This window comes from Emticicia sp. GW821-FHT11C11 (assembly GCF_058808615.1).
This window is the reverse complement of the sequence record NZ_JBXARV010000001.1, coordinates 654323-678279: the sequence shown is the minus strand read 5'-3', so window position 1 is coordinate 678279 and position 23957 is coordinate 654323. Positions and strand designations below refer to the sequence as shown.

Here is a 23957-nt window from a genome sequence, read left to right as displayed (position 1 = left end):
TTATCGTTCCTATACCAGCATTTCTTTGTATTGCATCCGGTAGAGGTTGGCATAAAAGCCGTCTTTCTCTAATAGTTCCTCATGATTTCCTTCTTCCATAATCTGCCCTTTATCAAGTACAATAATTTTGTCAGCCTTCTGAATGGTACTCAGGCGATGCGCAATTACAATAGCGGTGCGGCCTTTCATTAGCAACGAGATAGCGTTCTGAATCAGCTCTTCGGTTTCAGTATCGACCGACGAAGTGGCTTCGTCCAATACTATAATCTTCGGATCCTGCACCATCGCTCTCACAAACGAAATCAATTGTCGTTGGCCTACCGAAAGTGTGGATCCGCGCTCCTGCACGTTGTAATCGTAACCGTTGGGCAATTGCATAATAAAATCGTGCACGCCAACCAGTTTCGCAGCTTCTATGATATTCTCTCTCGATATCGAGGTGTCTCCTAAGGTAATGTTCTTCTCTATGGTATCAGAAAACAAAAATACATCCTGCAACACAACGCCAATCTGTTCGCGCAAATGTTTTAATTCATACTCTTTGATATCCACCCCATCTATTTGTATCTCTCCTTTATTGATTTCGTAGAATCTCGACAGCAGATTGATAATTGAAGATTTGCCCGCTCCTGTGGCCCCTACAAAAGCGACCGTTTCGCCCGGGTTAACTTTAAATGAAATATTTTTCAATACATAGTTTTCCTGATTGTAGGCAAACCATACATCTTTGAACGACACATCGCCTTTCAGATGGGTGGTATAGGTACCTTCGTTAGAAGTGTATTCGTCGCTATCAAGCAATTTTAAAATACGATCTGTACTCACAATACCCATCTGCAGGGTATTCATTCTATCGGCCAGCATTCTGATGGGCCGGAAGAAAATATTGATAAACATAATAAAGGCTGTTACTGTACCATAGCTTACCTCACTACTCAGCATCTGTTTGGCGCCAAACCATACTACCAACCCGGTTCCCAGGGCCGCAATCACTTCTGCTACCGGATAATACACCGAGTAATACATGATAGACTTGATGTTGGCATCGCGGTGTTCTTTATTGATGGCTACAAACTTCTTATACTCTATTTTTTCGGAGTTGAAAATCTGAACAATGCTCATGCCTGTAATATGCTCCTGCACAAAAGCATTGAGATTGGCAACGGCATTGCGGACAATGTTAAACGATTTCTTGACCTTTTCTTTGAAAATATAAGTACTGATCAGCATCAGTGGAATAGTACTGAGGCTTATCAGAGATAACTTCCAGTCGGTATAAAACATAACTGTAATAATCAGCACTAGTTGCAGGATATCACCGGCTATGGCTGCAATACCTTCACTGAAAACATCGGCCAAGGTTTCAATATCTGAAATAGTACGGGTAACCAATCGGCCAATGGGGGTATCGTCAAAGAATTTCAGCCGTAAATGAATTATTTTCTGATATAACTGTATTCGGATGTCGCGGATGATATTCTGTCCCAGCCAACCTGCCAGATAAGTGTTCACAAACTGAATAAGGGATTGTAGCACTAGTACGCCGATCATCAGCAGCATCATTCGTGCCAGTCCGGTATAATTGCCAGCAGAAACAGGGCCATCGATAGTCTGGCGAATCAACAGTGGAATAGCAGGCGCCAATGCCGCCCCTGCCAGAATCACAAATACAAGTACATAAAAACGAAACCGATACGGACGTATGAACTGAAACAGCCTTTTCAGAACCGACCAATCGAAAATTTCGCCAGAAGGATTTTGTTCACTCATTAAGTTTGTTTTTGCAAAGTTTCTTAATTTTAAACTCATAAAGATACATAATCGTTCAGATAACAATGCTCACTTTTAAGACTACCATACAGAAATTTGAAAAGCAGGGAGAAAAGACCGGCTGGATGTACATTGTTATACCGGCTCACATTGCTCATGAATTAAAGCCTCGTACACGTACGTCGTTCAGAGTAAAAGGAAAACTTGACCAGCACCCTGTTAATCAGGTTGCACTGCTGCCTATGGGCGAGGGTGATTTTATCATACCTATTAATGCAGGTATACGAAAGGGCATCAGGAAAGGTGAAGGCGCCATGCTGGACGTAACCCTTGAGCTGGACGAAAGCGAATTTATTATATCTCCTGATTTTCTGGCATGCCTTGAAGACGAACCCAAAGCACTGGAAAGGTTTAATGCCATGGCTCCCAGCCATCAGAAATATTACTCTAAATGGATTGAAGAAGCCAAAACCGTTGAAACAAAAACGAAACGCATCACCCAGGCTATATTCGGATTAGTCAGAGAAATGGACTTTGGCGCTACGATCAGGCATTTCAAAAATAAAAAATAATTTTTTACAGTATTAGTGAACGAACATTCATTTATATTTGTAGAGAAATGAGAACACGCAATGAACATAAAGAACAGATAGTAAAGGAAAAGGCCATCGAGATGCTCGTGAAAGAGGGGTTTGATGGCTTCAGCATGCAAAAGCTGGCTCGCGTGGCCAAAGTTTCGCCTGCCACCTTGTATATCTACTATAAAGACAAAGAAGATTTACTGATTCAGCTGGGGGCAGAAGAAACGCAGCGGTTATCTGCCACGCTTCTAAAAGACTTTAGCTCAGACATGTCTTTTGAAGAAGGCATGCGAATACAGTGGCGAAACAGAGCAGAATATTGGTTGAGCGACCCCGTAAGAGCCTCGTTTCTGGAACAGATCAGGCATTCTCATTACAGAGACAATGTCTACCACGCTATGGATACCGAATTTGTAGAGGCCATGGGTAGATTTTTGCATAGCGCCATTGACAGGCAGGAAATATGGCCCATGAAAAAAGAAGTATTCTGGTCGGTTGCGTATGCACCCTTATATAATCTGATTCGTTTTCATACAGAAGGAATCAGTCTGGCCGGAGAACTCTTTCAGTTTTCGGATGAAATCATGTGGCAGACTTTTGATGTAGTAATAAAGGCATTGAAACGCCCAAAGACTTAGTACAACATTAGAATATAAGTGGAAAAACTATTATTTATGGAAATATTAATACTCAAAACAAACGTGCTGAGCCTCGAGATGAAAGAGGGTATCGCTCCGGCACTCAACAGAATTCCACAAATAGAAAAATGGTCAATTGATTATCAGGACTGCGACGGTGTACTGCGTGCATCAGTAACAGGACTTTGTGCAGAAGAACTGGTGAGGATAATCAGACAGTTGGGGTTTGAGTGTGAAGAATTAAACGATTAAAAATACTATGGAAAAAGCATCATTTACAGGGTATCAGAAGTTAGTTATTGGTCTGCTAGCTATTACGCAATTTACTGTTATTCTTGATTTCATGGTGATGTCGCCATTGGGTGATGTCCTGATGAAATCACTTGACATTACCCCTAAACAATTCGGTATCGCCGTATCGAGTTATGCATTCAGTGCCGGTATTTCGGGTTTACTGGCTGCAGGATTCGCCGATAAGTACGATCGCAAAAAATTGCTTCTGTTCTTTTATGTTGGTTTCATACTAGGCACATTATTTTGTGGTCTGGCACCAAACTATCATTTTCTGGTAGCAGCCCGTATCATCACCGGATTATTCGGAGGTGTAATCGGCTCGATCGGTATGGCCATTATTACCGATATCTTTGCCATTGAACAAAGAGGACGCGTGATGGGCACAGTACAAATGGGCTTTGCGGCCAGCCAGGTATTGGGTATTCCCATTGGCCTATACTTTGCCAATATCTGGGGTTGGCATGCACCTTTTCTGATGATCGTAGTTTTGAGTATTATCATAACTCTGGTTATCCTGAAAACACTTAAACCTGTAACCAAACACCTGGAATTAAAAACCGAACGCAATGTGTTTGAGCATTTTCGTCATGTGCTGGCAACGGGTAACTATCAGGTTGCTTTTCTGGGCACGGCCTTGCTCTCGGTGGGTGGATTCTTAATGATGCCTTTTGGTAGTGCCTTTGCTATCAATAACCTGCATATTTCACAAGACCAACTGCCTATTCTGTTTATGGTAACGGGTATATCGTCGCTGGTTATTATGCCTCTTGTGGGTCGATTGAGCGATAAATTTGATAAATTTAAGATATTCACCATTGGTTCTGTGTGGGCAATTATCATGATAATTATTTACACGAATCTGCCCCCTGTTCCGCTCTGGATTGTTCTTGTTTTGAACATTTTACTATTTGCCGGTATCATGTCCAGAATGATTCCTTCCACTTCATTGATGACGGCTATTCCGAAGATGCAGGACAGAGGCGCGTTTATGAGTATCAACTCATCTCTGCAGCAAATTGCAGGGGGCATTGCTTCAGTATTTGCCGGCATGATTATCGTTCAGAAAGACAAGCTCAGTCCGCTTGAGAACTATCCGATACTGGGCTATATTTCAGGCTTTATCATGCTTCTATGTATCTGGTTGGTATATAGAGTCAACGTAATTGTAAAGCACAAAATAGCTCCGAAAAAAACAGTTTCAGAAACTTTGTAAATCCATTATCAGATAAAACTGCCTGAACCGGAAAGGATTCCGTTCGGGCAGCTTTTTTATGCTCCTTCTCTGTTCAATTTCATTATATCTGCCTCGCTTTTCCTTTCTTCTCTTCTTTCCGGATACCATCATCCAATCAACTATTCTAAAAGTAAAATTACTTATTAGAATAATGCCAATTCTTCAAAAAAAAGATTAACTTACCTCCCAATCTGACACCTTAATCCTAATTCAGTTTCCGTAGCTACTCTATGAAAGAGCAACCATCACTCCGCTATGCCTGGTATGTATTGGGCATTTTATTGCTTGCGTACATTTCTTCATTCATTGACCGACAAATTCTGGCACTGCTCGTAAAACCCATTAAAGCAGCTTTCGGTATTTCTGATACCCAAATGGGCTTACTGATGGGGCTCAGTTTTGCCTTGTTTTATACATTATTGGGTATTCCTATAGGTGTAATGGCCGACAGAATGAGCCGCAAGAAAATAATAGGCTGGGGAATAGCCATCTGGAGCCTGATGACTGCCCTTTGCGGACTGGCGGGAAGTTTCTCGATGCTGTTTCTGGCCAGAGTCGGGGTTGGTATTGGCGAAGCAGCCTTATCTCCGGCAGCTTATTCCATGATTTCAGATTATTTCCCTAAGAAAAAACTGGGCACTGCTCTCGGAATTTACAACATGGGGGTTTTTCTGGGCTCAGGGCTTTCTATTCTGATAGGTGCGGCTATCAGGTCAATGGTTGGGCAGGAGAATATCCATTTGCCTTTTGTAGGCGAAATTTTCTCATGGCAGGTTGTTTTCTTTTACATTGGCTTGCCCGGTTTTCTGATAGTATTACTCGTGCAAACTATTAAGGAACCCAAACGTAAAGAACTGGACAGTAATAAAGAGTCAGCTAAAAAGGCCAGTTTCAAAGAGATTATTACGTATTTTAAAGCCAATAAATCTACATTTCTGTCGCTGAATTTCGGAATGGCTTTTATGTCTTTTGCATCATTTGCAGGAACTTACTGGATTCCGACCTTCCTGAACCGCGTACACGGCTGGACAGACACCAAGGCTGGAGTAACTTTTGGTATTATTGTGAGCGTATTCTCTACTTTGGGAGTGGTTCTTGGAGGAAGATACGCCGACCATCTGTTAAAGAAAGGTATCATTACGGCCCGTATGAAAACCAGTTGGCTGGGGATGTCCGGTGCTGTACTTTCAACAGCCGGTTTACTATTTGCCAACCCGGATATAACGCTGGTATTCATAGCGCTTTTCTGTTTCTCTTCTTCGTTTTCTTATGGCTCGGCAACGGCCGCTATTCAGGAGATAGTTCCTAATAATATGAGGGCTATTTTTTCAGCCTTTTTCTTATTTGTAGTCAACCTTATCGGTCTGGGTCTTGGGCCTTTATCGGTAGGATTCTTCAACGATGTCGTTTTTAATGATCCGCAGAAAATCCATTATTCTATATTCATTGCTCAGTTTGCCGGTTGCCTTATTTCATCCTTTTTGCTTTACACTGGACTGAAACCTTTTGCCGGAAGTATATCTTATCTGAAAAAGCACCTGGCTTAAGTTTAACCTTTCAGTTTTTCCTGTATAAAGCCCATGCCATAGGCAAAAAGCTGTATAAAGCAGGCTATAATGCTCAGGAGGCCCACTTTCAGGCTTTTGTTTGTCAGGGTAGAATCTATCAGTATCAGCAGGATATATAAAAGAAATAAACCCGCCGACAACAGAAAAGTATATTGGAAGAAAGGCAGCACAAAGCTGAGTATATATTGCACCGGAATAGCTAAACAGCCCAATGTAAATAAGGCCGGAAAAAAATGAATTGCCTTTAGTTCAGACGGAAACATACGAGCCAGATTGATGCGTCCGCGCCCGAAGAAATGCAGTTGTTTATAAAATTGCCCGAAATCGGTACGTCTTTTATGATAAATGAAAGCCTCTTCTATGAGGCCGACTTTAAATCCGTTGTCTATAATCCGGATGCTGAACTCAATGTCTTCGGCCATGCGGGTCATGGTATAGCCTTTGGTTACCTCCCATACTTTGCGCGATATACCGAAATTAAAACTACGTGGATGGAATTGCCCCCCGGCATTCTTCTTCTTCCCCCTTATTCCCCCCGTTGTAAATACCGAGGTCATGGCATAATTAATGGCTTTCTGTACATCCGTAAAACTCTCGTGCGCGGCATCGGGCCCGCCATAGGCATCCAGCCAATTTACGCTTAAAGATTTATCAACAATTTCAAAATATCCGTCTGGTATAATGGCATCAGAATCCAGCTGGACGAAGTAATCGCCGGAGGCTCTTTCAAAACCATAATTACGGGAAAAGCCCTGCCCTGAGTTCGGTTTATAGAAATAGTGAATATCCAGCCTGTTTTCAAAACTCCGGCAAACCTCCTCGCATTTCAGTGTTGAGCCGTCTTCAATAATAATTACCTCAAAGTTCTTATACGTCTGACGGGTCAGGCTTTCCAGCAATTCTCTGACTTCGTCCGGACGGTTATATACAGGTGTGACAACAGAATATTTTAACATGCAGGAAATTTAGAATTTAGGCTTGGGGCAAAACAATTTCAATGCAAAAAAGCCACATTCTGATTGTTTTTCCAAAAAAAATAGGGAAGCGTTAAAGCTTCCCTACGAGTATTTCTTTAAGTAGTACTTAATTATGTCTTATCAATAATTTCTTTGTAACAACTTTCTTATTGTCTACTACTAACTGATACAAATATACACCTGCATCCCAATTAGCAGTATTTACTTTTAACTTACGGTCACTTCTGTCTAATTCAAAGTTGGCAATCTCATTACCCAATAAATTATAGAAGGCCATGCTTGCATTGTTCAGATTACCGGTAATTGAATAATCAAACACCGCGAAATCATTAGCCGGATTAGGATAAATATTCGATACCGTTATTTTATCATTTACAAATAGCTTGTCGCTGTGCTCACTGCTTCCTATACCTCTTTCGGCATTCATCGCCACTGTTTCAGTATTTACCGCTTTAGTACTTGCAGATTTCGAAGTGCCATTTAAGAGCGCATCTCTGTAGAATTGATTAACAACAGTAGGTTTGTCCAGCTTTACTTCCTTTGGCATTGGTTTGGCAACAAAACTCAGTTTCTGGGCAGATACTTTGGTTGTTGGCTTTTTACCAATATCCAAGCGCGACTTTCCCCTCTCGACCTGTGCCAGAGCCACGTTTGATAGTAGAATCAATCCAATCAACACAAATATATATTTCCGTAAACCTTTTACCATATTTTAAAATGAACCTGTTATTAATTTAGTTATGTGATTTGTAGGGATTATACAAATGTAAACAACTCAATATAAAATTCCAACTGTTTTTTTATAGAAAGACGCTTTTTATGATCAAATGGTTGCAATAAGATTTAAATTTTATCGTTAGGGGTAATTTTCACCTCTTTTGTGTTCTTTTTCATTGTTTTATCGCCTCTTTTTCTCCAAGTACGTCTTCTTTTGTTGGCCTTTCACTCTCTCTCCAGTTAAAGCCGTCCAGTCTGTTCGCACTGTTAGTCAGCTCTTTAGGAGGCACCAGTTTTGCATCTGGTTTACCGACAAACGTTATCCGCTTTACTTGGTTCTCTCTGAACCTTATATTCATTTTACTACATTCGACATGATTCACGCCAATTAGTTTATTCTGGTCGTCTAAAGCATAGTAAATACTTTGTCCGTTACCCTCAACTACCACCTGTTCTATACGCGTTTCATCATTAAAAAAGGCTGTGATTTTTCGTCCTTTTACCTGGTTAAAATTCTGTGAAGTATCCTGGGCAATCACAAAGCCCTGATTGACCATAAACATCTTACTCACTTTACCGTTTTTCATGTATACATGAATCGTATCGGCCTCTGACTGATTCTGCGGGCTCCAGAGTATCGGCTTGGTAAAAAAATGGATAACCGAGTCTTTCAGGTCATATAGCAGTGAATCGCTTTTACTCTGTATATCCAATCTGAAAACCCGTACGTTTCCGCTGGCTATCAGTTTTTCCATTTTCTTCTCGCGCTTTACTGTGTCTTTGCCGGTTCTTGGTGTATTATCCACCATTTCGTAGGCATACAGCGTATCGGCTCTCAGGTAAAGCGTATCCCTGTCTGCTCCGTTCCGCATAATGGCATTTCCCATTATTTTGGTAAAACCTGTTTTCCCATCTCGGGTGGCTCTGTTGCCGGTCAGAATAACCTTATCTTTCTTAGAAACCAGTTCTACATTTCCCCGTGCCACACCTGATTCCATCTTCTGGTCGAATGTTAGCGTATCTCCTACCAGTGTATACTCTTCATTTATCACTTTCGACCTGCCCTTCAGGTTCGACAGCTGAGTTTGGGTGTTATAAGTACTGCCGCTGTTGGCCATTATGTTTCCATCTTTACTCTTGATAAGCGTGGGAGCTTTGAAAAGCGCAATTTTCGTTCTTGCATTGTATTGCAGGCTATCAGTAGTAATCGTATACTTCGGATTCACTATTTCTACGTTCTCCTTATAATTAAAAACCTTCGAACGCGTATTATAATACCCTTTTTCGCTTTTTAAAGTGCTTGAGTCCTGTACTATCACGCCTCTTACCGGATAATACGCTCTGTTGCGCGACAAATCATATTCAATGATGCGTGTAGTGAGCGTCACTTTGGAGTCAGTTAGCACTACTTTCCTACCCAATACCCTGGCAAAGCGTGTATTGGCATCATAATAAAGAGAGTCGCCTGTTATGGTCAGGGTATCTCCCTGCACAATCTTTACATTTCCAAAAGCCTCAAGCGTGTTAGTCAGTTCATATTGTGTGGCTGTCTCGCAATACAATATGGCTCCTTTGTGCTGAAAAGACACATTCCCGCCAAACTGCCGTACTTCTGCTGGCGTCCGGCCGGTAACATGAACACTATCGGCATTCAGAAGATTAATGTGTGTTTTGGGCGCAACAGGTGCCGGAGGGTTGAGCGGTTTCTGGGCATACGAAATAACCGGGCAAAACAAGCTGATCAACAGTGCTATGCATGCATAACCAGAACTGAATAACTTGATTAATCTTATATTTTTCTGACCAATAGTCAACATCTTCTGTGCAATATTCTAATTTTGTCTGCAAAAGTACTTAATTACGTGTATGCTTCATGCTATCTTAACATATATTAACGAACAAAGTCTCTTTAAACCCACCGATAAGGTCTTGCTGGCCGTAAGCGGAGGCAAAGACTCTGTGGTTTTATTTGACTTGTTTCTTGAAGCAAAGTTTAATTTTGCGGTAGCCCATTGTAACTTTCAATTGAGAGAAAAAGATTCGGATCAGGATGCCCAGTTTGTTCAGCAATTGTGTGAGAAAAACGGCATACCTTTTTATTCAATCTCCTTTGAAACCCGAATCTTTGCAAAAGCGAACAGGCTTTCTATTGAAATGGCTGCCCGCCGGCTGCGCTATGAGTGGTTTGAACAAATACGGCAACAATCCGGCTGCCGGTATATTGCCACGGCACACCATTTGAACGACAGCATTGAAACCATTTTGCTGAACCTCACCAAAGGTACCGGCATTGCCGGACTAAGGGGGATTCAATCTAAAAAAGAGTATATCATCCGGCCCTTGCTTTTTGCTTCCAGAGCAGATATTGAACAATATCTATCTGACAAACATCTTGACTGGCGTGAAGATAGCAGTAATGCGCTGAACGACTATCAGCGCAATCTGTTGCGCAATGAGGTGGTACCACTCTTAAAGCAAATTAATCCGAATCTGGAACACACTTTTGCACGAAACATTGAACGCCTGCAAGCACTTGAAGGTATTTTTCTGACCACCCTTGATGCATTCAAAACCGCTGTTGTCAGTAAACAGGATTCTTTTACTCTGCTCAATATAAACGCCATCCAAGCCCAACAATCAGCAGGCTATTTATTGGAAGAGACACTCAAAGACTTCGGATTTAATTATTTTCAGTCGAGAGAGATTTATCTTTCACTTGATAAAGCATCAGGTAAAACTTTTCACTCGGGCGCTTATACATTGGTTAAAGACCGGGAATACCTCCTAATCTCACCTAAAGAAACAACAGATTTTGAAGAACTAGTAATTGAGGAAGATGTTTCTTCCATTCACTATTATGACTGGCCATTACATATAACCCGGGTTTCTGTAGAAGAGTGGCAGGCTTACCTTAATACTGACAGGAACCCGGACGTTCTTTGGGTTGATGCAGAGACAATAACCTTCCCACTGAGCATTCGCCCGTGGCAGGAAGGTGACCGGTTTGTCCCATTGGGTATGAAAGGCAAGAAAAAAGTAAGCGATTTTCTGGTCGACACAAAAGTGCCGCTTCCTCAGAAAAAAACCACATTTGTGATCACTTCTGCCAATGATATTATCTGGCTTGTGGGTCACAGACCCGACGAACGGTTTAAAATAACGCCCGCTACCCAAACGTTACTAAAGATTGAAATTGAGCGGTAAGCATCAACTTATTCCCGGCTTCGAAAATTTTTTTTCTATTATTTTCAAAAAAAAACTCCACGCCAGACAACTTCTCTGTTAATATCTGCATATATACTATTGAAAGCATTATCTAATTATACTTGATGCAGGAACTTCAACTGATACAGGAACTCCAAAAGCATAACCCGTTTGTTCAGAAACGCATCTATGACCGTTTCGTAAAACGAATGTTCCGGCTATGTGTACGCTACGTTTCTGTAGAGGCCGATGCACAGGAATTACTGATGAATGGCTTTCTGAAATTTTTCAATGCGGTTGGCAAAATAGAGTATCGGAGTGAAAACACCATTGAACCCTACCTGAAGAAACTCATGGTTAACGAATGCCTGATGTTTATAAGGCAGAAAAAAATGAACTGGGTTTCAATGGAAGATATAAGCAGCGACGAACCTGCCACCGACTTTTCAGCATTTGAAAATTTTGCCGAAGAAGAGATATATCAGTTGGTGCTGAAATTACCCGATGGCTACCGAACAGTTTTCAATCTGTATGCCATAGAGGGTTTCAGTCACAAGGAAATAGCCAATCAATTGAATATCAGCGAGAATACTTCAAAAACGCAATTACACAAAGCCCGGGCAATTTTACAGGCCGGACTAACCCAATTAGGCTACAGCTATGGAACATAAACTTGATGATTACTTCCGCAAAAAAATTGAGCTTGCGGAATACGACCTCTCCGAAAGCTCAGGTTTTGATGAAAACCTGTTCTGGGGAGAATTACAGAAAAACGTACACAAACCTCAACCAAAGCACACATGGAAATGGGTGGCGGCAGTTGCTTGTCTGGCAGGTATTGCGATAGGGTTATTTTTCATTGACAGGCCGGAAGCGGGTATCCCCGAAAATACGATTGCTATACAGCCAGCAACAATGCAACCTGAACCAGCCGCAGAAACGATTGCACTGCAACCGAAACTAACCATTGCGCATAAAACAATAAAAAAAGAAACCCTAGAGGCTGCAAAAGAGACAAAACCTGAGATTGAAATGATGGCAATCAGATTGCCCGAGCCTGTTGTATCCGTCCAGGTCGTAAAACAGGATTCCATTCATTTTCAGACGCCTGCAATGGTTGAAACCAAACCAAAGTTTAAAACCGTTCATGTTAACGAAATTTCCAATACTGAAGAAGAGAGTATTCCACAACCTAAATTCAAAATAAGATTTGCAGCCAGAAATCTGCCCTAATCAAGATATTCATTTAAAATAAATCATTATGTTACGAACACTCATTATTATTTCAATGCTCATAACAGGCATTGCTGCCGGAGGCGTTTGCCAGACTAAAGCAGATTACGACACAATGGCCGTATTGGAAGGCATTCGCCCTCCTATTCTTATCAATGATTTCGGCAAACGTTCAGACGTATTTCAGCAGGAGGATGTAATCAAAAACAATAATAAGGTTACTATTCACTTCGGTCATAAAAACAGGTTATTGATTGATTTTCAAGGAAAAACATTTGACCTGAAACTGAATGCTGATTCGCTTCTGCGTAATTTCTGGGAAGACTACCAACTGGTAAAAGACAGTTTCAGAAAAGATGCGGCTAAAAAAATCACCTACTTCGGCAAGAATAAATTTGTAAATGGCCGGCCTCTGATTGATGTAACCTATTATCAGCAAAAGGATGTTTTGCAGATTGCCCACGACAAAGAAGTGCATCAGGTTCAACTGTTACAAGACACATTGATATTGGTGAATTATCTGGATAAGGCTGAATCGGAGCTGGTAAAATCGCACAACAGAGTTTTCAAGACCTATCCTCATCAGCAGTTCGTTTTTGTTTTAAACAGTCTGGATGACATCGGGGATATTCTGGAACTGAATATCAATCAGACCATCATTGAAGCTATGGAAAGAGTGCAAAACGAACGAAAAAGCGCTTACCCCTGGAAGATGGTAAAAGTTGAAAACGATGTGGTAAATCAGAAAATCAAGTCGGACGTGGTGGGATCTGCACTTTTAGACTTTCTGGAATTTCATGGAGATATAGGCGTAGGTACTTATCAAGATAAAATTATTCCCTCAGCTACCCTTGGTGTAAGTCTGGTATCCGGCAGGTATCTGAAAAAAGGGTTCGTAATTGGTGCCCAGGCCTATTTCCCTCATGAACGCAAAGCAGATAATACCTATCAGTTCAGCACCAAATACATGCCCTTTGTAGGTATGACGTTTTTCAAGCAGAAAGAAAAAAGTAACGACACTGCTTTGAAAGGCGGCATATTTGCCGGCTATGCAGAAAAATCGCTGAAACTATTCAGTTGGTATCAGGTTACCCCATTCCTTAAACTTCAGCCTGAAATCAATCTCTTTAGCAAGCAGCCACCGGTGGGTTTGCGTGTAGCCATAGGTTTCTGATTATTAGCAAATTAACTTATTTTAACAACAGTAAAATAAACCAACGTATAGAGTTTTCGTTATTAGCTTGGCATTATCCTTCCTAAACTCATCTCGAAATTTCTAATACAATGAAAACAAAAATACTTATCGCCATTTACTTTACTTTCCTGTTTTTTGTAAAAGCATTTTCACAGAATCCGACAAAAGAAAGTATTACTGTTAGAGGCGTAATTATCCAACATGAAAACAAGCAACCGCTATCTTATGCATGTATCGGACTGCTCAATAAATCAATTGGTACACTTACAGACAGTCTTGGCAACTTTAGATTTCAAATCAGTAAGGACAATCTGGCCGATACCCTTCAAATTAGTTTGGTCGGATACTTTTCAAAGAAAATTCTGGTAAAAAACTATATCGAAAGCAAAGAAGATAGAATCAGCTTAAGAGAAAAAATTACCGAACTGGGAGAAGTAGGAATAGTGAATCGCAGAATAAATACCGAAACAATTGGCAGACAAGCAAGCGGAAAATTTATTCAGATTTCTATTCACAATAAAAAGTCTGTTGAAGAAACAATTGGCTCCGAAATGGGAATGAGATACAAGACTAAAAAACCGAATGCAATCTTAAAAGACTTTAGCTTCAATATATCCGGCAACAATTTCGACTATATTAAATTCCGCATTAATATCTATTCTGTAAAAGATAATATGCCCGATACATTAATCTATAACAAACAAATTTTAAAGACTGTTGATAAGTTCAAAACAGATTGGGTAAAGATTGACCTGGCGCCATATAACATAAAAGTATCTCAAGACTTTATCGTAACTGTCCAATGGGTTGAAAGCAGAATGGATAAAAAGCAAGACCCTGTCACCTTAGTTCCTGTTGCAAAGACATTTTTTTCTAAGAATTGCTATACACGAATTGCCAGTCAGGACAAATGGAAAAGAACAGGGATAAATTTAAGCAACTTTATAACCCTTATCTATTAGGCTTCAAATCTTTGCCCGGTTGGCAGCAGTATTTAATCAATATGTACTTTATGAATTAATCAGATGCAAAAGATATTTTCCATAATTATAATAGTTTTATTTGCTTATGCCTGTTCGTTTTCCGACAAAAAAAGTACTGAGCCTATCCAGCCATTAGAGAAGCAATTCAAGCTCTATTCTGCGGCAGTGAAAGATTCATTTCATATATCGGTGCAACTACCAAAGAAATACTACGAAAAGCCCGACACTCAATACCCTACCGTTTATGTACTTGACGCTAACTTCTATTTCCCGATGTTGGCTGAGGTAGTAAAACAGTACGAAATTGCCGGTTTGTTACCACCAATGATACTGGTGGGTATAGGCTACCAATCGTTTGCGGCCATGGATTCTCTTCGGGAGCGGGATTATTTATACCCGGCTTCTATCCCATCTGATGAAATGAAAACAGTTGGAGGCGGTAAGAATTTCAATGATTTTATTACAAAACAACTGGTGCCTCATATCGACAGTCAATTCCATACCAATACCGAAAGCCGAGCATTGCTGGGGCATTCATTCGGAGGGTATTTTACACTGTACGCGCTACTAAATCAGTTGGCAACCAATCAGACCACCTTTGATAACATTGCTTCGGCGAGCCCCAGTTTATGGTATAATAATTTTTACCTCAATCAGCTGACGGAAGCTCTAAAAAACCGGAGGACCAATACACCCTTGAGTGTATTCATAACGGCAGGCGGCAAAGAAGATCCTCAATGGAACATAGAACCTGTAAAAAATCTGTCAAAAAGCATAGTTGATTCATCCACCCCAAATGTGACTCTGCAATACAGCCTCTACAATGACCTTGATCATATGGATACCGCCCTGATTACTTATATCAAAGCTTTACAAACATTTTATAAACAGGCAGCGCATTAATACCTAAAACAGCATTTATAACACTGCAAAATGAATTTTATCCTAACCGAAAATTCGCAATATTCTCTACCTTTGTGAAAATTTTACACAAAGAGTCAGAAATTATGGCAGAACCCAATATCGAATTTCTTTATAAGTATTTAAATAATGCTTCTCCTACCGGTTTTGAAGCATCAGGACAACAAATCTGGCTTGATTACATGAAGCCATATATTGATACACAACTCATTGATGTTTACGGCACCGCTGTAGGGGTTATTAATCCGGGTCAGCCTTATAAGGTCGTAATTGAAGGACATTCGGATGAAATCTCCTGGTTTGTCAACTATATAACTGAAGACGGCTACATCTATGTACGTCGTAACGGCGGTTCTGACCACCAGATCGCCCCTTCAAAAAGAGTAAACATTCATACCCGCAAAGGTATTGTAAAAGGTATCTTCGGCTGGCCGGCTATCCATGTACGTGACTCTGCCACGGAAGAAAGACCCTCATTGAAAAATATTTTTATTGATGTGGGCGCAGCCAAAAAAGCAGAAGTAGAAGAAATGGGTATCCATGTAGGTTGTGTCATTACCTTTGAAGACACCCTGATGGAACTCAACAATAAATTCTACGTTGGTCGTGCATTAGACAATCGCATTGGCGGATATATAGTAGCAGAAGTAGCACGCAAGCTGAAAGAAAACAACATACAGTTGCCTTATACCTTATATATAGTCAATTCGGTTCAGGAAGAAATCGGGCTTCGTGGTGCTGAAATGATTTCGAGAAGACTGAAACCGGATGTTGCTATTTGTTGCGATGTAATTCATGATACGCAGTCGCCGATGTATAATAAAAAAATGGATGGTGACTTAGCCTGTGGCAGGGGTCCTGTTCTGACTTACGGCCCCGCCGTGCAAAACAACCTGTTAAACTTCATTATTGATGTAGCAACCGAAAAGTCAATATCTTTCCAGAGAGCTGCAGCCAGCCGTTCAACGGGTACGGATACCGATGCATTTGCTTATTCATCAGAAGGTGTAGCTTCGGCGCTTATCTCACTGCCACAAAAATACATGCACACTACTGTAGAAATGTGCCATAAAGATGATGTACAAGCCTGTATTGACTTATATTACGAAATTCTTCTGAAACTGGAAGCAGGCCAGGATTTCAGATATATTAAATAAAAAGATTAAATCGTAAGAAAGCCACTCCTCATGAAAGGGTGGCTTTTTTTGTATAAAAATCTTACCTTGCTACAGATAAACCGCCTGTTATGCAATCAAACTACCTGAAATGGCTGATACCGGCCCTTGCCCTACTCAAAATTTGTTTTCATTTATGGTTTTATAATAGCCTGGAACCCCATCGGGACGAGCTCTTGTACTTCTCGTTGGGTACTCATCCGGCAAGCGGTTATGCCTCAGTACCTCCTATGGTAGGCTGGTTAGCATTTCTTTTGACGAAAACTTTTGGTTTTTCTGCACTGGCCATCAAGATTCTTCCGGCCATTCTCGGAGGCATCATGCTTTGGCTGACAGCACAAATAACAAAAGAACTGGGAGGTTCATGGTTTGCACAATTACTAACTGTTTTAGGTACCTTTCTGGCGCCTCTCTTTATCAGGCCGTTTTATCTCTATCAGCCGGTTTGTTTTGATATGTTCTTCTGGACACTCCTGTTTTACTTTACCATTCGCTTCTTGAATACAAATCAAGATAAATACCTGATTCTGATTGGCATTACGGCAGGGCTGGCTATACTGAACAAACATCTCGTAGTATTATTACTCATCAGCTTGTTTCTGGCCTTTTTGCTGAGTTCTGAAAGAAAAGCTTTAAGTAAAAGAAGTTTTCTATATGCCATTGCATTATGTATCATTATTGCTTCTCCTAATATTATCTGGCAGCTGAGCCACGGGCTTTCGGGCATTAAACATCTGGGCGCTTTGAACAAGCATCAACTTGTTTATCTCAGCCGGGCTAATTTTCTAAAAGACCAACTGCTTATGCCCGGTATCTTTTTCCTAATTACCTGTGCAGGGTTAGCCGCTTTGTTGTTCTTCGATAAATTAAAGAAGTATCGTTTACTGGGTATTGCCATTTTGTTTGTCATAGGAGTTCTGCTTGTAGCCAAGGGTAAAGGTTATTATACTATCGGGGTATTTCCGGTCAGTATGGCTGCTGGAGCCTTCTGGTGGGAAAACTTTCTTAAAAAATGGTATTTAAGAGCGGCTTTAACAACTGTATTAATCGGCCTCTCTATTTTTCTGGTACCTATGGGAATCCCGACTGATACCCCCGAAAATCTGGCTGTCTACTTTAAAAACTTTACCAGCAAATACGGGATGGATGGCTTATTAAGGCATGAAGATGGGAAAATCCATTCTTTACCTCAGGATTATGCTGATATGCTGGGTTGGGAAGAATTAGCCTCAATTACCTCCAAAGCTTATGACGAGACCGTCGACAAAAGTAGAATACTTATCTATTGTGAAAATTACGGGCAGGCTTCGGCGGTTAATATCCTCGGTAAGAAATACGGATTGCCGGAACCGGTAAGTTTTTCAGATAATTATTATTTCTGGTTTCCCAGAAAAATCCCTGTTACTACCGACACCTTTATTTATATAAATGATGAACTGGGTGAAGATGTCAGCAAACTGTTTGCAGATATAAAATTGGTGGGCAAAATCAGTAACCCATTGGCACGCGAATATGGCACACAGGTATATTTATGTCGCAGTCCCAGAACAAGTTTTAGTGAATTCTGGAATCATCGGGTAACAGAAATAGAAAGTCCGTTCCAATAATTCAATAATTACGAAACTTTTCGATAGCTAAAGTCGTTTTTAAATCAGCATTCAAATAATAAACCTTTTAAAGGGCATGGTAACTGTAACAGAAATAGCAAAAAACAAAATCATTGAGTTAAGAGAAAAAGACGGCTTAACTGATAATCACGGTGTGAGAGTGGCTGTAGAAGGTGGTGGTTGTTCAGGCTTGATGTATGATTTGAAATTTGATTTTGAGATTCGCTCAAACGACCATATTTTTGAAAACAACGGTATTAAAGTATTTGTAGATAAAAAAAGCCTCTTATATCTGATTGGTACTGAACTGGATTATTCTGACGGACTGAACGGCAAAGGTTTCCAATTCAAAAATCCGAACGCGTCGCGCACTTGCGGTTGCGGAGAAAGCTTTGCAGTCTAAACTGGTTTGAAAAAGATTGAGCCGTGTCTGTATGTCAGGCACGGCTCAATTGTTTATAGCTCTTATAAATCAGTTAGCTCTATAATACAAGGTAGAGCTGTTTTCTTTTCTCAGAATATGTCTGGCCATTGTTTGCAGTGATTCCGGTGTTACAGCCGCTATCTTGTCTGCATCCTGATTACACCATTCTGCATTACCTGCATTAGCTGCAAAAGCCAGGTTCATGGCTCTGTTCAGTAACTCTACCTCAGCAAAAGCCAGTGTAGATTCGCTCTGATTCTTCACTTTTTGCAATTCATCTGCATCAATTTTTTTATCTATCAGTTCCTTTACAATCTCTTCAAGGGCAGCATTAGCTGTTTCCATGGTTACGCCTTCATTCAGATTCCCCTGAATAACCATTAAACCAGGGTCCAGCGAAGCCGTTATATATGCCGAAACGTTATTGAACAATTGTTTTTCTTTCACTAATTCAGTGTATAGTCTTGACGATTTCCCCCTGCCGAGTATATCGCTCAATAAATCTGCATTGTAGAAATCGGGGTCAAAACGCCCTGGCATGTGATACGCCTTATAAATAGCATTCAAAGGTACTTTAGCTGATGCTTCTATAAATTTAGGCTCTGTCTGTATTACTTCCTGCGGAAGATTCCTATGGTATTTTTCTCCGGGCGGAATCGGCTCGAACCATTTCTCGCATAAATATTTTACCTGCGCTACTGTTACATCCCCGGCCACTACCAGAATAGCATTATTCGGTAGATAGTACTTAAAGAAGAAAGCCTTCACATCTTCCATCGTAGCCTCTTCTATATGGCTTATTTCCTTACCTATGGTTGCCCATTTATACGGGTGATTTTCATATACTACCGGGCGTAGTTTCAACCATACATCACCATAAGGCTGGTTCAGATATCGTTGTTTAAACTCTTCAATTACCACTTTCCGTTGCACCTCCAGCACTTTTTCATCAAACGATAAACTCAGCATCCGGTCTGATTCCAACCAGAAGGCCGTTTCAATATTCTTAGCAGGCAGCGTTATATAATAATTGGTTATGTCGGGCGATGTAAACGCATTATTCTCTCCACCCACTTTCTGCAAAGGTTCGTCATAAGCAGGTATGTTCTTCGAGCCTCCGAACATGAGATGCTCAAAAAGATGGGCAAATCCTGTTTTGTTCTCATCCTCATCTCTCGACCCTACGTTGTATAAAATATTTACAGCAGCCATAGGAGTCGTATGGTCTTCGTGTACATACACTTCCAAACCATTCTTTAAAGTAAAATGCTCGTATCTAATCATTCGGGTGCGATTTGTCTGGTTCTATCTATAGCGATGTTCTGATATAACAACAATCGCAAATGTAAGGTTTCTGAAAACAGTTCTAAAAGACAAGCCGGGAATTTATCTGGAGAGATTTGAGAAAAAGGCAGCGATTCTGGTTCTGAACAAATAAACGCAAATGGCTATGGTACAAAATACCCCCAGCCACAGGTAAAAGATTTGATTTGATTCAATCTGAATCACAGACGATTTGCCGATTAATATAAAATTAGACCAATAAAAAGGATGATCAGACTCAGCCTTGATTAAATCTATTTTAGATAAACGGATAGCCTCGTCTGTAGGATATCCTTTTTTAAGATAATAGTAAAATTTCTTTGATAGCTTCGCAATGCTTTCGTCGTGGGCATTCCAAAGCGTGGTAATAACTGATGGGCAACCAGCAAACTGAAATGCTCTTGCCAGGCTGATAATCCCCTCTCCTTTCCTGATCTTTCCTTTACCTGTTTCACAGGCACTTAATACTACCAATTGTGTGTTTTCAAGCGACAGGTTATACAATTCGGCTGTGTAAAGTTTAAAATCTTTCCCTTCCGGATACAACGCAATAAACGATTTTAAAGGCTCGGTGTCATCTACCTGTGCATGCGTGGCAAAATGTATAATGCCTTTATTTCTGTACGTTTCCTGAAAATTGAGTTTGGTCGCTTTCCTGTTTTTATAAATTTCACCACTAATCTCTCCGATTTCATCAGCAGACGCTGACAGCGTTTTAAAGCCCTTATCTCTGAAATCACCTTTCTGATCTCCGTTACTAAACGGGGCGTAAGCAATTATATCTGCCCGCGACTTCGTTACTGTAGTATCAAACTGCAAAGAAGCCGAATTAGCATATGAAATCGTGTAATCAAATAACAGATAATCAGACTTCCCCTTTTTCTCTAAAATTTCAAAAGGCAAAAAACCCAAAATATCATGGCGCGCAATAATCAGTTTCTTCGATTTTTTCAACATCTCTTCGACAGGAGCCAACAGAATATCGTAGGTTTTTTTCGATACCACGTGCCCTCTGTAGGCATCAATATTTGGAGGAGAATTTACCTTACTATACAACTCAAATACCTGATTGCTTATCTGCGCTGAATTCTCTTTCTTAATAATAGAATATGAATGCGTATCGGCTACCAGATAGTATAAGGACGACTCACCCAGAAAATAACTGATAAATGCTGTGTTCTGATCAATTTTTTGTTGCGTTTCATTAAGCGAAATGAGGTAATCGTCATACTTGAGCTTATAATAGTTCTTCGACGTCTGCTCGATCTTCTTTGTTAAATGATTCAACTGAATTTTAGTATCAGATAAATCCGAAAGTGTTTTTTCATTTCCCGATTCCAGCAATCTGATTTGTAGTTTCACGATCTTCTGGCGCAAGGTAGCTTCCTGAGTCAAGAGGTCTTCACCTATTTCCTTGGGTCTGATTTTTTGACCTTTTATGGCGTCCCACAAGGCCGCAGATTTACTGGCTTCCAGTGTATAAAAGAATTTCTCAGCCCATTCTGCGGACTTGCCAGACTGCCATTGCTCGTATATGCGGTCTAATGCTTTTTCATATATAGGATATACCTTTTCAGTATAAAACAATTTGGACTCCGGCATATCAAAGGTTTTCCGAATATGCGCCGCAAACTTAATGGCTTCAATATAAGTATCGGCAGATAAGGCAGGTTGAGAAACCGCGAGCAGGTCTGCCTTCTGGTCGAGTGCTACGAAAAATTCTTGTGGTGCATTAACGGCATCAAATCCGGAACGTGTCTTCAGTGTATAAGAAGTATCAGCCGCCAGAATCGCATTATTACTATGTATCAATGCTTCTTTAATATTGCCTTTTTTCTGATGGATTTCACTGAGACCATTTTCAATACGCGCCACTTGCACTCCCCGAAGATGATTGAAACTGCGTTGAAAGTCTTTTAATATACTTTTGTAGATTCCTTCGGCTTTATTGAGGTCATTTAATTTAAAATAAGATTCGCCACGGTTAAGCTGAATATTTGCCCATAGACGGGGTTGTGGCTCTTTAGACTTCCGGTAAAATCTCTCGGCTTCTGCAAATGCTTTCAGGGCATCAGCAGGCTGGTTCATCTGATTATAACAACGTCCTATTGATGAATAAACAGTAGAGGTTTTGTCATCGCTTTCTGCCAGCGGCAGAGCTTCTTTCAGCAGATTCAATGCACTTCCATATTGTTTCTTCTCGCGGAAATACTTAGCCATATTACTCAGAACCGCATACTGGTTAAGTGTAATTTCTTCTTGTTTGGCAATTTGCCTGGCTTGTTGAAAATAATAGAAACTTTGTTCCGTATCGCCCAAATCATCTATCAGGCGCCCGTAATTACTCAGAAAAGTAATAACAAAGGCAGGTATATCTTTTTGAAGACTCTTATGTTGCAGAAAAAAATCGTACCCTCTTTTGAAATATTTCTCCGCCTTATTCTGGCTGGCGGGCATTCGCCTGTAATACTCCGACAGCTCGGCATTCAATTCAAAAAAAAGAATGTCCTTTTTCTTATCATTAAAATATTTCAGGTCTCCGAGCCCTTCGAGAATCACTTTCGACGCCCCTTCATAATCATCTTTTGTAACGTAGATATCAACCGCAGCAAACAGGTATAAATCAATATAATTGTCGTAATCTTTTTCGGCAAGTAGCTTTTTCTGTAGAGTCTTATATTCCTGATAAGCTTTTTGGGGTGTAATCAACCCGGTATTCAGGTTCTTGAATACTGCATTTCTAAGCTGCTGAATCTCTTTAGCATTGTCTTTCAACTTTGCCCATACATTCAACACACAGACAGCAAAAACCGATATAAGAATATACTTTCTCATATTAACTCATTAGCTTATTGTCCCGATGAACCTATTACCCACATTAATTAGTAACCCCATCTTCTGTACCTGCTGTTGGTGGTGGTACTTTCGGGCGGTCCGGATCTGCTACTTTTAATTTTGAACTAGCCGCTGGGACTGAGAAGTCCAGTGTAGAGGGAATATTAGCATTCAAGGCTTTTAAATAATAGTCGTTCAAATAACTTGTACGATTACGAACTTTTCCTTTGGTATCAAAATATTTTTCCAGACTGGCTTTAGTCGGACGATGCGTGAAAATTCTGATACGATAGTTGGGAAGATCTTTTGACTTAGCTATAAAATAGATAACTCCATAGTTGCTCTCTGGTCTCTTTCCCTGAGGGAAAGTCAATATCCCATCATTGACAGCAAACCATGGCGAAGAACTGACAACATTGTACAACTTTGGATTCAAACCCATTGCAGTGTACAAATTAACCGAAGTCTTTGCTGTAATTAAGTCGTCAAAAAAATCAGTAAACCCACTATATTTCTCTATAAAAACCTTATTCTGAAATTTATATGCTTTCAATCCCAGGATAGTCCCTTCCTTGCGCTCAAAGCTGCCTGCCTCTCTCACATTATAGGTAAGTGCGGCGTCGTCAGCTTCTGTTATAATATCCACGGGCTGGTTATAAGTGCTTGGCTTATCCCACTGCGTGCGGTTAATAATATTCAATAATTCATTGGGAGGCAGAAGCTGAATTTTTAAAGGAAGAGGTGACTCAAAAACAACCACATCCTGGTTGTCAAGTATAAAACCATTGGGCTGTTTTCCGCCGGGTTTTATGGTTCCTATGCCATTATCTGTAATCTTAAAAACACCTAAATTGCTAGCAGAAAATAAAGTACTCAGGCTCGATTTTGAGCTCGCAAGTGTAAATGATTCAATAGTTGCCAATTGTGCGCTTATGTAGCCTTCCTCTCCACAACCCACACATCTCCAGTTCGAACCGTCATAGACTCTTACCACACCGTAAGTCAGGTCAAATACCATCATTCCTGATTGCGGCGTCTCCATCAATAATATATCCTTATTTGTCAATACGGGTAATTGAACATTGGCTTTAGGGCCTGCAGTAATAATGGTTGCCTGAGAAAAACCGCTGATGTTAAGAGTAAACAGCAAAAATAAAGTAGGTAGAATATTTTTCATTACAACTTCATTGATTAAATTGAATAAACTAAAGTATAGCCAATCATTGCAGGTATTTCAACAAATATCTTTAATTTTTGTTGTAAGGAAAACTTTGTTGA

At 40.4% G+C, this 23957-nt stretch carries 21 protein-coding genes; 14 read left to right on the top strand and 7 right to left on the bottom strand.

What is annotated here, in order from left to right:
- Positions 1 to 9: 9 nt before the first annotated feature.
- On the bottom strand, positions 10 to 1770 hold the full coding sequence (locus tag AC1RRY_RS02740) for an ABC transporter ATP-binding protein (RefSeq protein ID WP_492818196.1): 1761 nt from the start codon (positions 1768 to 1770) through the stop codon (positions 10 to 12).
- Positions 1771 to 1835: 65 nt separating this feature from the next.
- Between AC1RRY_RS02740 and AC1RRY_RS02735 the strand changes: the two genes are divergently transcribed.
- The 5 genes from AC1RRY_RS02735 to AC1RRY_RS02715 all read left to right on the top strand — a co-directional run bounded on the left by AC1RRY_RS02735 (position 1836) and on the right by AC1RRY_RS02715 (position 6064).
- Positions 1836 to 2342, top strand: coding sequence for a YdeI/OmpD-associated family protein (locus AC1RRY_RS02735; RefSeq protein ID WP_492818198.1), 507 nt, complete (start codon positions 1836 to 1838; stop codon positions 2340 to 2342).
- A gap of 47 nt (positions 2343 to 2389) precedes the next feature.
- Positions 2390 to 2989: a TetR/AcrR family transcriptional regulator gene (locus tag AC1RRY_RS02730; RefSeq protein WP_492818200.1), complete on the top strand. Its 600-nt coding sequence runs from the start codon at positions 2390 to 2392 to the stop codon at positions 2987 to 2989.
- Positions 2990 to 3025: 36 nt separating this feature from the next.
- Positions 3026 to 3241 (top strand): hypothetical protein, encoded by a 216-nt coding sequence (locus AC1RRY_RS02725; protein WP_492818202.1) that lies wholly within the window; start codon positions 3026 to 3028, stop codon positions 3239 to 3241.
- Positions 3242 to 3248: 7 nt separating this feature from the next.
- Complete coding sequence (locus AC1RRY_RS02720; RefSeq protein ID WP_492818204.1) at positions 3249 to 4496, top strand: MFS transporter; 1248 nt, start codon at positions 3249 to 3251, stop codon at positions 4494 to 4496.
- Positions 4497 to 4747: 251 nt separating this feature from the next.
- Positions 4748 to 6064: a spinster family MFS transporter gene (locus AC1RRY_RS02715; protein ID WP_492818206.1), complete on the top strand. Its 1317-nt coding sequence runs from the start codon at positions 4748 to 4750 to the stop codon at positions 6062 to 6064.
- 2 nt (positions 6065 to 6066) lie between these two features.
- Here AC1RRY_RS02715 and AC1RRY_RS02710 read toward each other — a convergent pair whose 3' ends face one another.
- The 3 genes from AC1RRY_RS02710 to AC1RRY_RS02700 all read right to left on the bottom strand — a co-directional run bounded on the left by AC1RRY_RS02710 (position 6067) and on the right by AC1RRY_RS02700 (position 9596).
- Positions 6067 to 7041 (bottom strand): glycosyltransferase family 2 protein, encoded by a 975-nt coding sequence (locus AC1RRY_RS02710; RefSeq protein WP_492818208.1) that lies wholly within the window; start codon positions 7039 to 7041, stop codon positions 6067 to 6069.
- Between the two features lie 127 nt (positions 7042 to 7168).
- A complete protein-coding gene (locus AC1RRY_RS02705; protein ID WP_492818210.1) occupies positions 7169 to 7771 on the bottom strand; it encodes a T9SS type A sorting domain-containing protein in 603 nt (200 codons plus the stop codon).
- A 181-nt stretch (positions 7772 to 7952) separates the two neighbouring features.
- Positions 7953 to 9596: an OstA-like protein gene (locus AC1RRY_RS02700; RefSeq protein WP_492818212.1), complete on the bottom strand. Its 1644-nt coding sequence runs from the start codon at positions 9594 to 9596 to the stop codon at positions 7953 to 7955.
- A gap of 49 nt (positions 9597 to 9645) precedes the next feature.
- Here AC1RRY_RS02700 and tilS point away from each other — a divergent pair, with 49 nt between their 5' ends.
- The 9 genes from tilS to AC1RRY_RS02655 all read left to right on the top strand — a co-directional run bounded on the left by tilS (position 9646) and on the right by AC1RRY_RS02655 (position 18500).
- Entirely contained in the window at positions 9646 to 10983 is a 1338-nt protein-coding gene (tilS, locus tag AC1RRY_RS02695; RefSeq protein ID WP_492818214.1) for a tRNA lysidine(34) synthetase TilS, read from the top strand.
- A 125-nt stretch (positions 10984 to 11108) separates the two neighbouring features.
- Positions 11109 to 11654, top strand: a complete 546-nt coding sequence (locus AC1RRY_RS02690) for an RNA polymerase sigma factor (RefSeq protein ID WP_492818216.1) — start codon at positions 11109 to 11111, stop codon at positions 11652 to 11654.
- Positions 11644 to 12216 carry a hypothetical protein gene (locus AC1RRY_RS02685; protein ID WP_492818218.1) on the top strand — a complete coding sequence of 191 codons (573 nt, stop codon included), beginning with the start codon at positions 11644 to 11646 and terminating at the stop codon, positions 12214 to 12216. The genes AC1RRY_RS02690 and AC1RRY_RS02685 overlap by 11 nt, the downstream gene beginning before the upstream one ends.
- 28 nt (positions 12217 to 12244) lie before the next feature.
- The gene (locus AC1RRY_RS02680) at positions 12245 to 13390 is read left to right on the top strand and encodes a hypothetical protein (protein ID WP_492818220.1); all 1146 of its coding nucleotides are present in this window, start codon (positions 12245 to 12247) and stop codon (positions 13388 to 13390) included.
- Positions 13391 to 13500: 110 nt separating this feature from the next.
- On the top strand, positions 13501 to 14373 hold the full coding sequence (locus tag AC1RRY_RS02675; protein ID WP_492818222.1) for a carboxypeptidase-like regulatory domain-containing protein: 873 nt from the start codon (positions 13501 to 13503) through the stop codon (positions 14371 to 14373).
- Positions 14374 to 14436: 63 nt separating this feature from the next.
- Complete coding sequence (locus tag AC1RRY_RS02670; RefSeq protein ID WP_492818224.1) at positions 14437 to 15297, top strand: alpha/beta hydrolase; 861 nt, start codon at positions 14437 to 14439, stop codon at positions 15295 to 15297.
- 104 nt (positions 15298 to 15401) lie between these two features.
- Positions 15402 to 16472 (top strand): M42 family metallopeptidase, encoded by a 1071-nt coding sequence (locus AC1RRY_RS02665; protein WP_492818226.1) that lies wholly within the window; start codon positions 15402 to 15404, stop codon positions 16470 to 16472.
- Positions 16473 to 16561: 89 nt separating this feature from the next.
- Complete coding sequence (locus AC1RRY_RS02660) at positions 16562 to 18097, top strand: glycosyltransferase family 39 protein (protein WP_492818228.1); 1536 nt, start codon at positions 16562 to 16564, stop codon at positions 18095 to 18097.
- Between the two features lie 76 nt (positions 18098 to 18173).
- Positions 18174 to 18500, top strand: coding sequence for a HesB/IscA family protein (locus AC1RRY_RS02655; protein WP_492818230.1), 327 nt, complete (start codon positions 18174 to 18176; stop codon positions 18498 to 18500).
- Between the two features lie 69 nt (positions 18501 to 18569).
- Here AC1RRY_RS02655 and AC1RRY_RS02650 read toward each other — a convergent pair whose 3' ends face one another.
- The 3 genes from AC1RRY_RS02650 to AC1RRY_RS02640 all read right to left on the bottom strand — a co-directional run bounded on the left by AC1RRY_RS02650 (position 18570) and on the right by AC1RRY_RS02640 (position 23856).
- Complete coding sequence (locus AC1RRY_RS02650) at positions 18570 to 19805, bottom strand: M16 family metallopeptidase (RefSeq protein ID WP_492818232.1); 1236 nt, start codon at positions 19803 to 19805, stop codon at positions 18570 to 18572.
- A gap of 102 nt (positions 19806 to 19907) precedes the next feature.
- The gene (locus AC1RRY_RS02645; RefSeq protein WP_492818234.1) at positions 19908 to 22679 is read right to left on the bottom strand and encodes a CHAT domain-containing protein; all 2772 of its coding nucleotides are present in this window, start codon (positions 22677 to 22679) and stop codon (positions 19908 to 19910) included.
- 43 nt (positions 22680 to 22722) lie between these two features.
- Entirely contained in the window at positions 22723 to 23856 is a 1134-nt protein-coding gene (locus tag AC1RRY_RS02640; RefSeq protein WP_492818236.1) for a hypothetical protein, read from the bottom strand.
- Positions 23857 to 23957 lie beyond the last annotated feature (101 nt).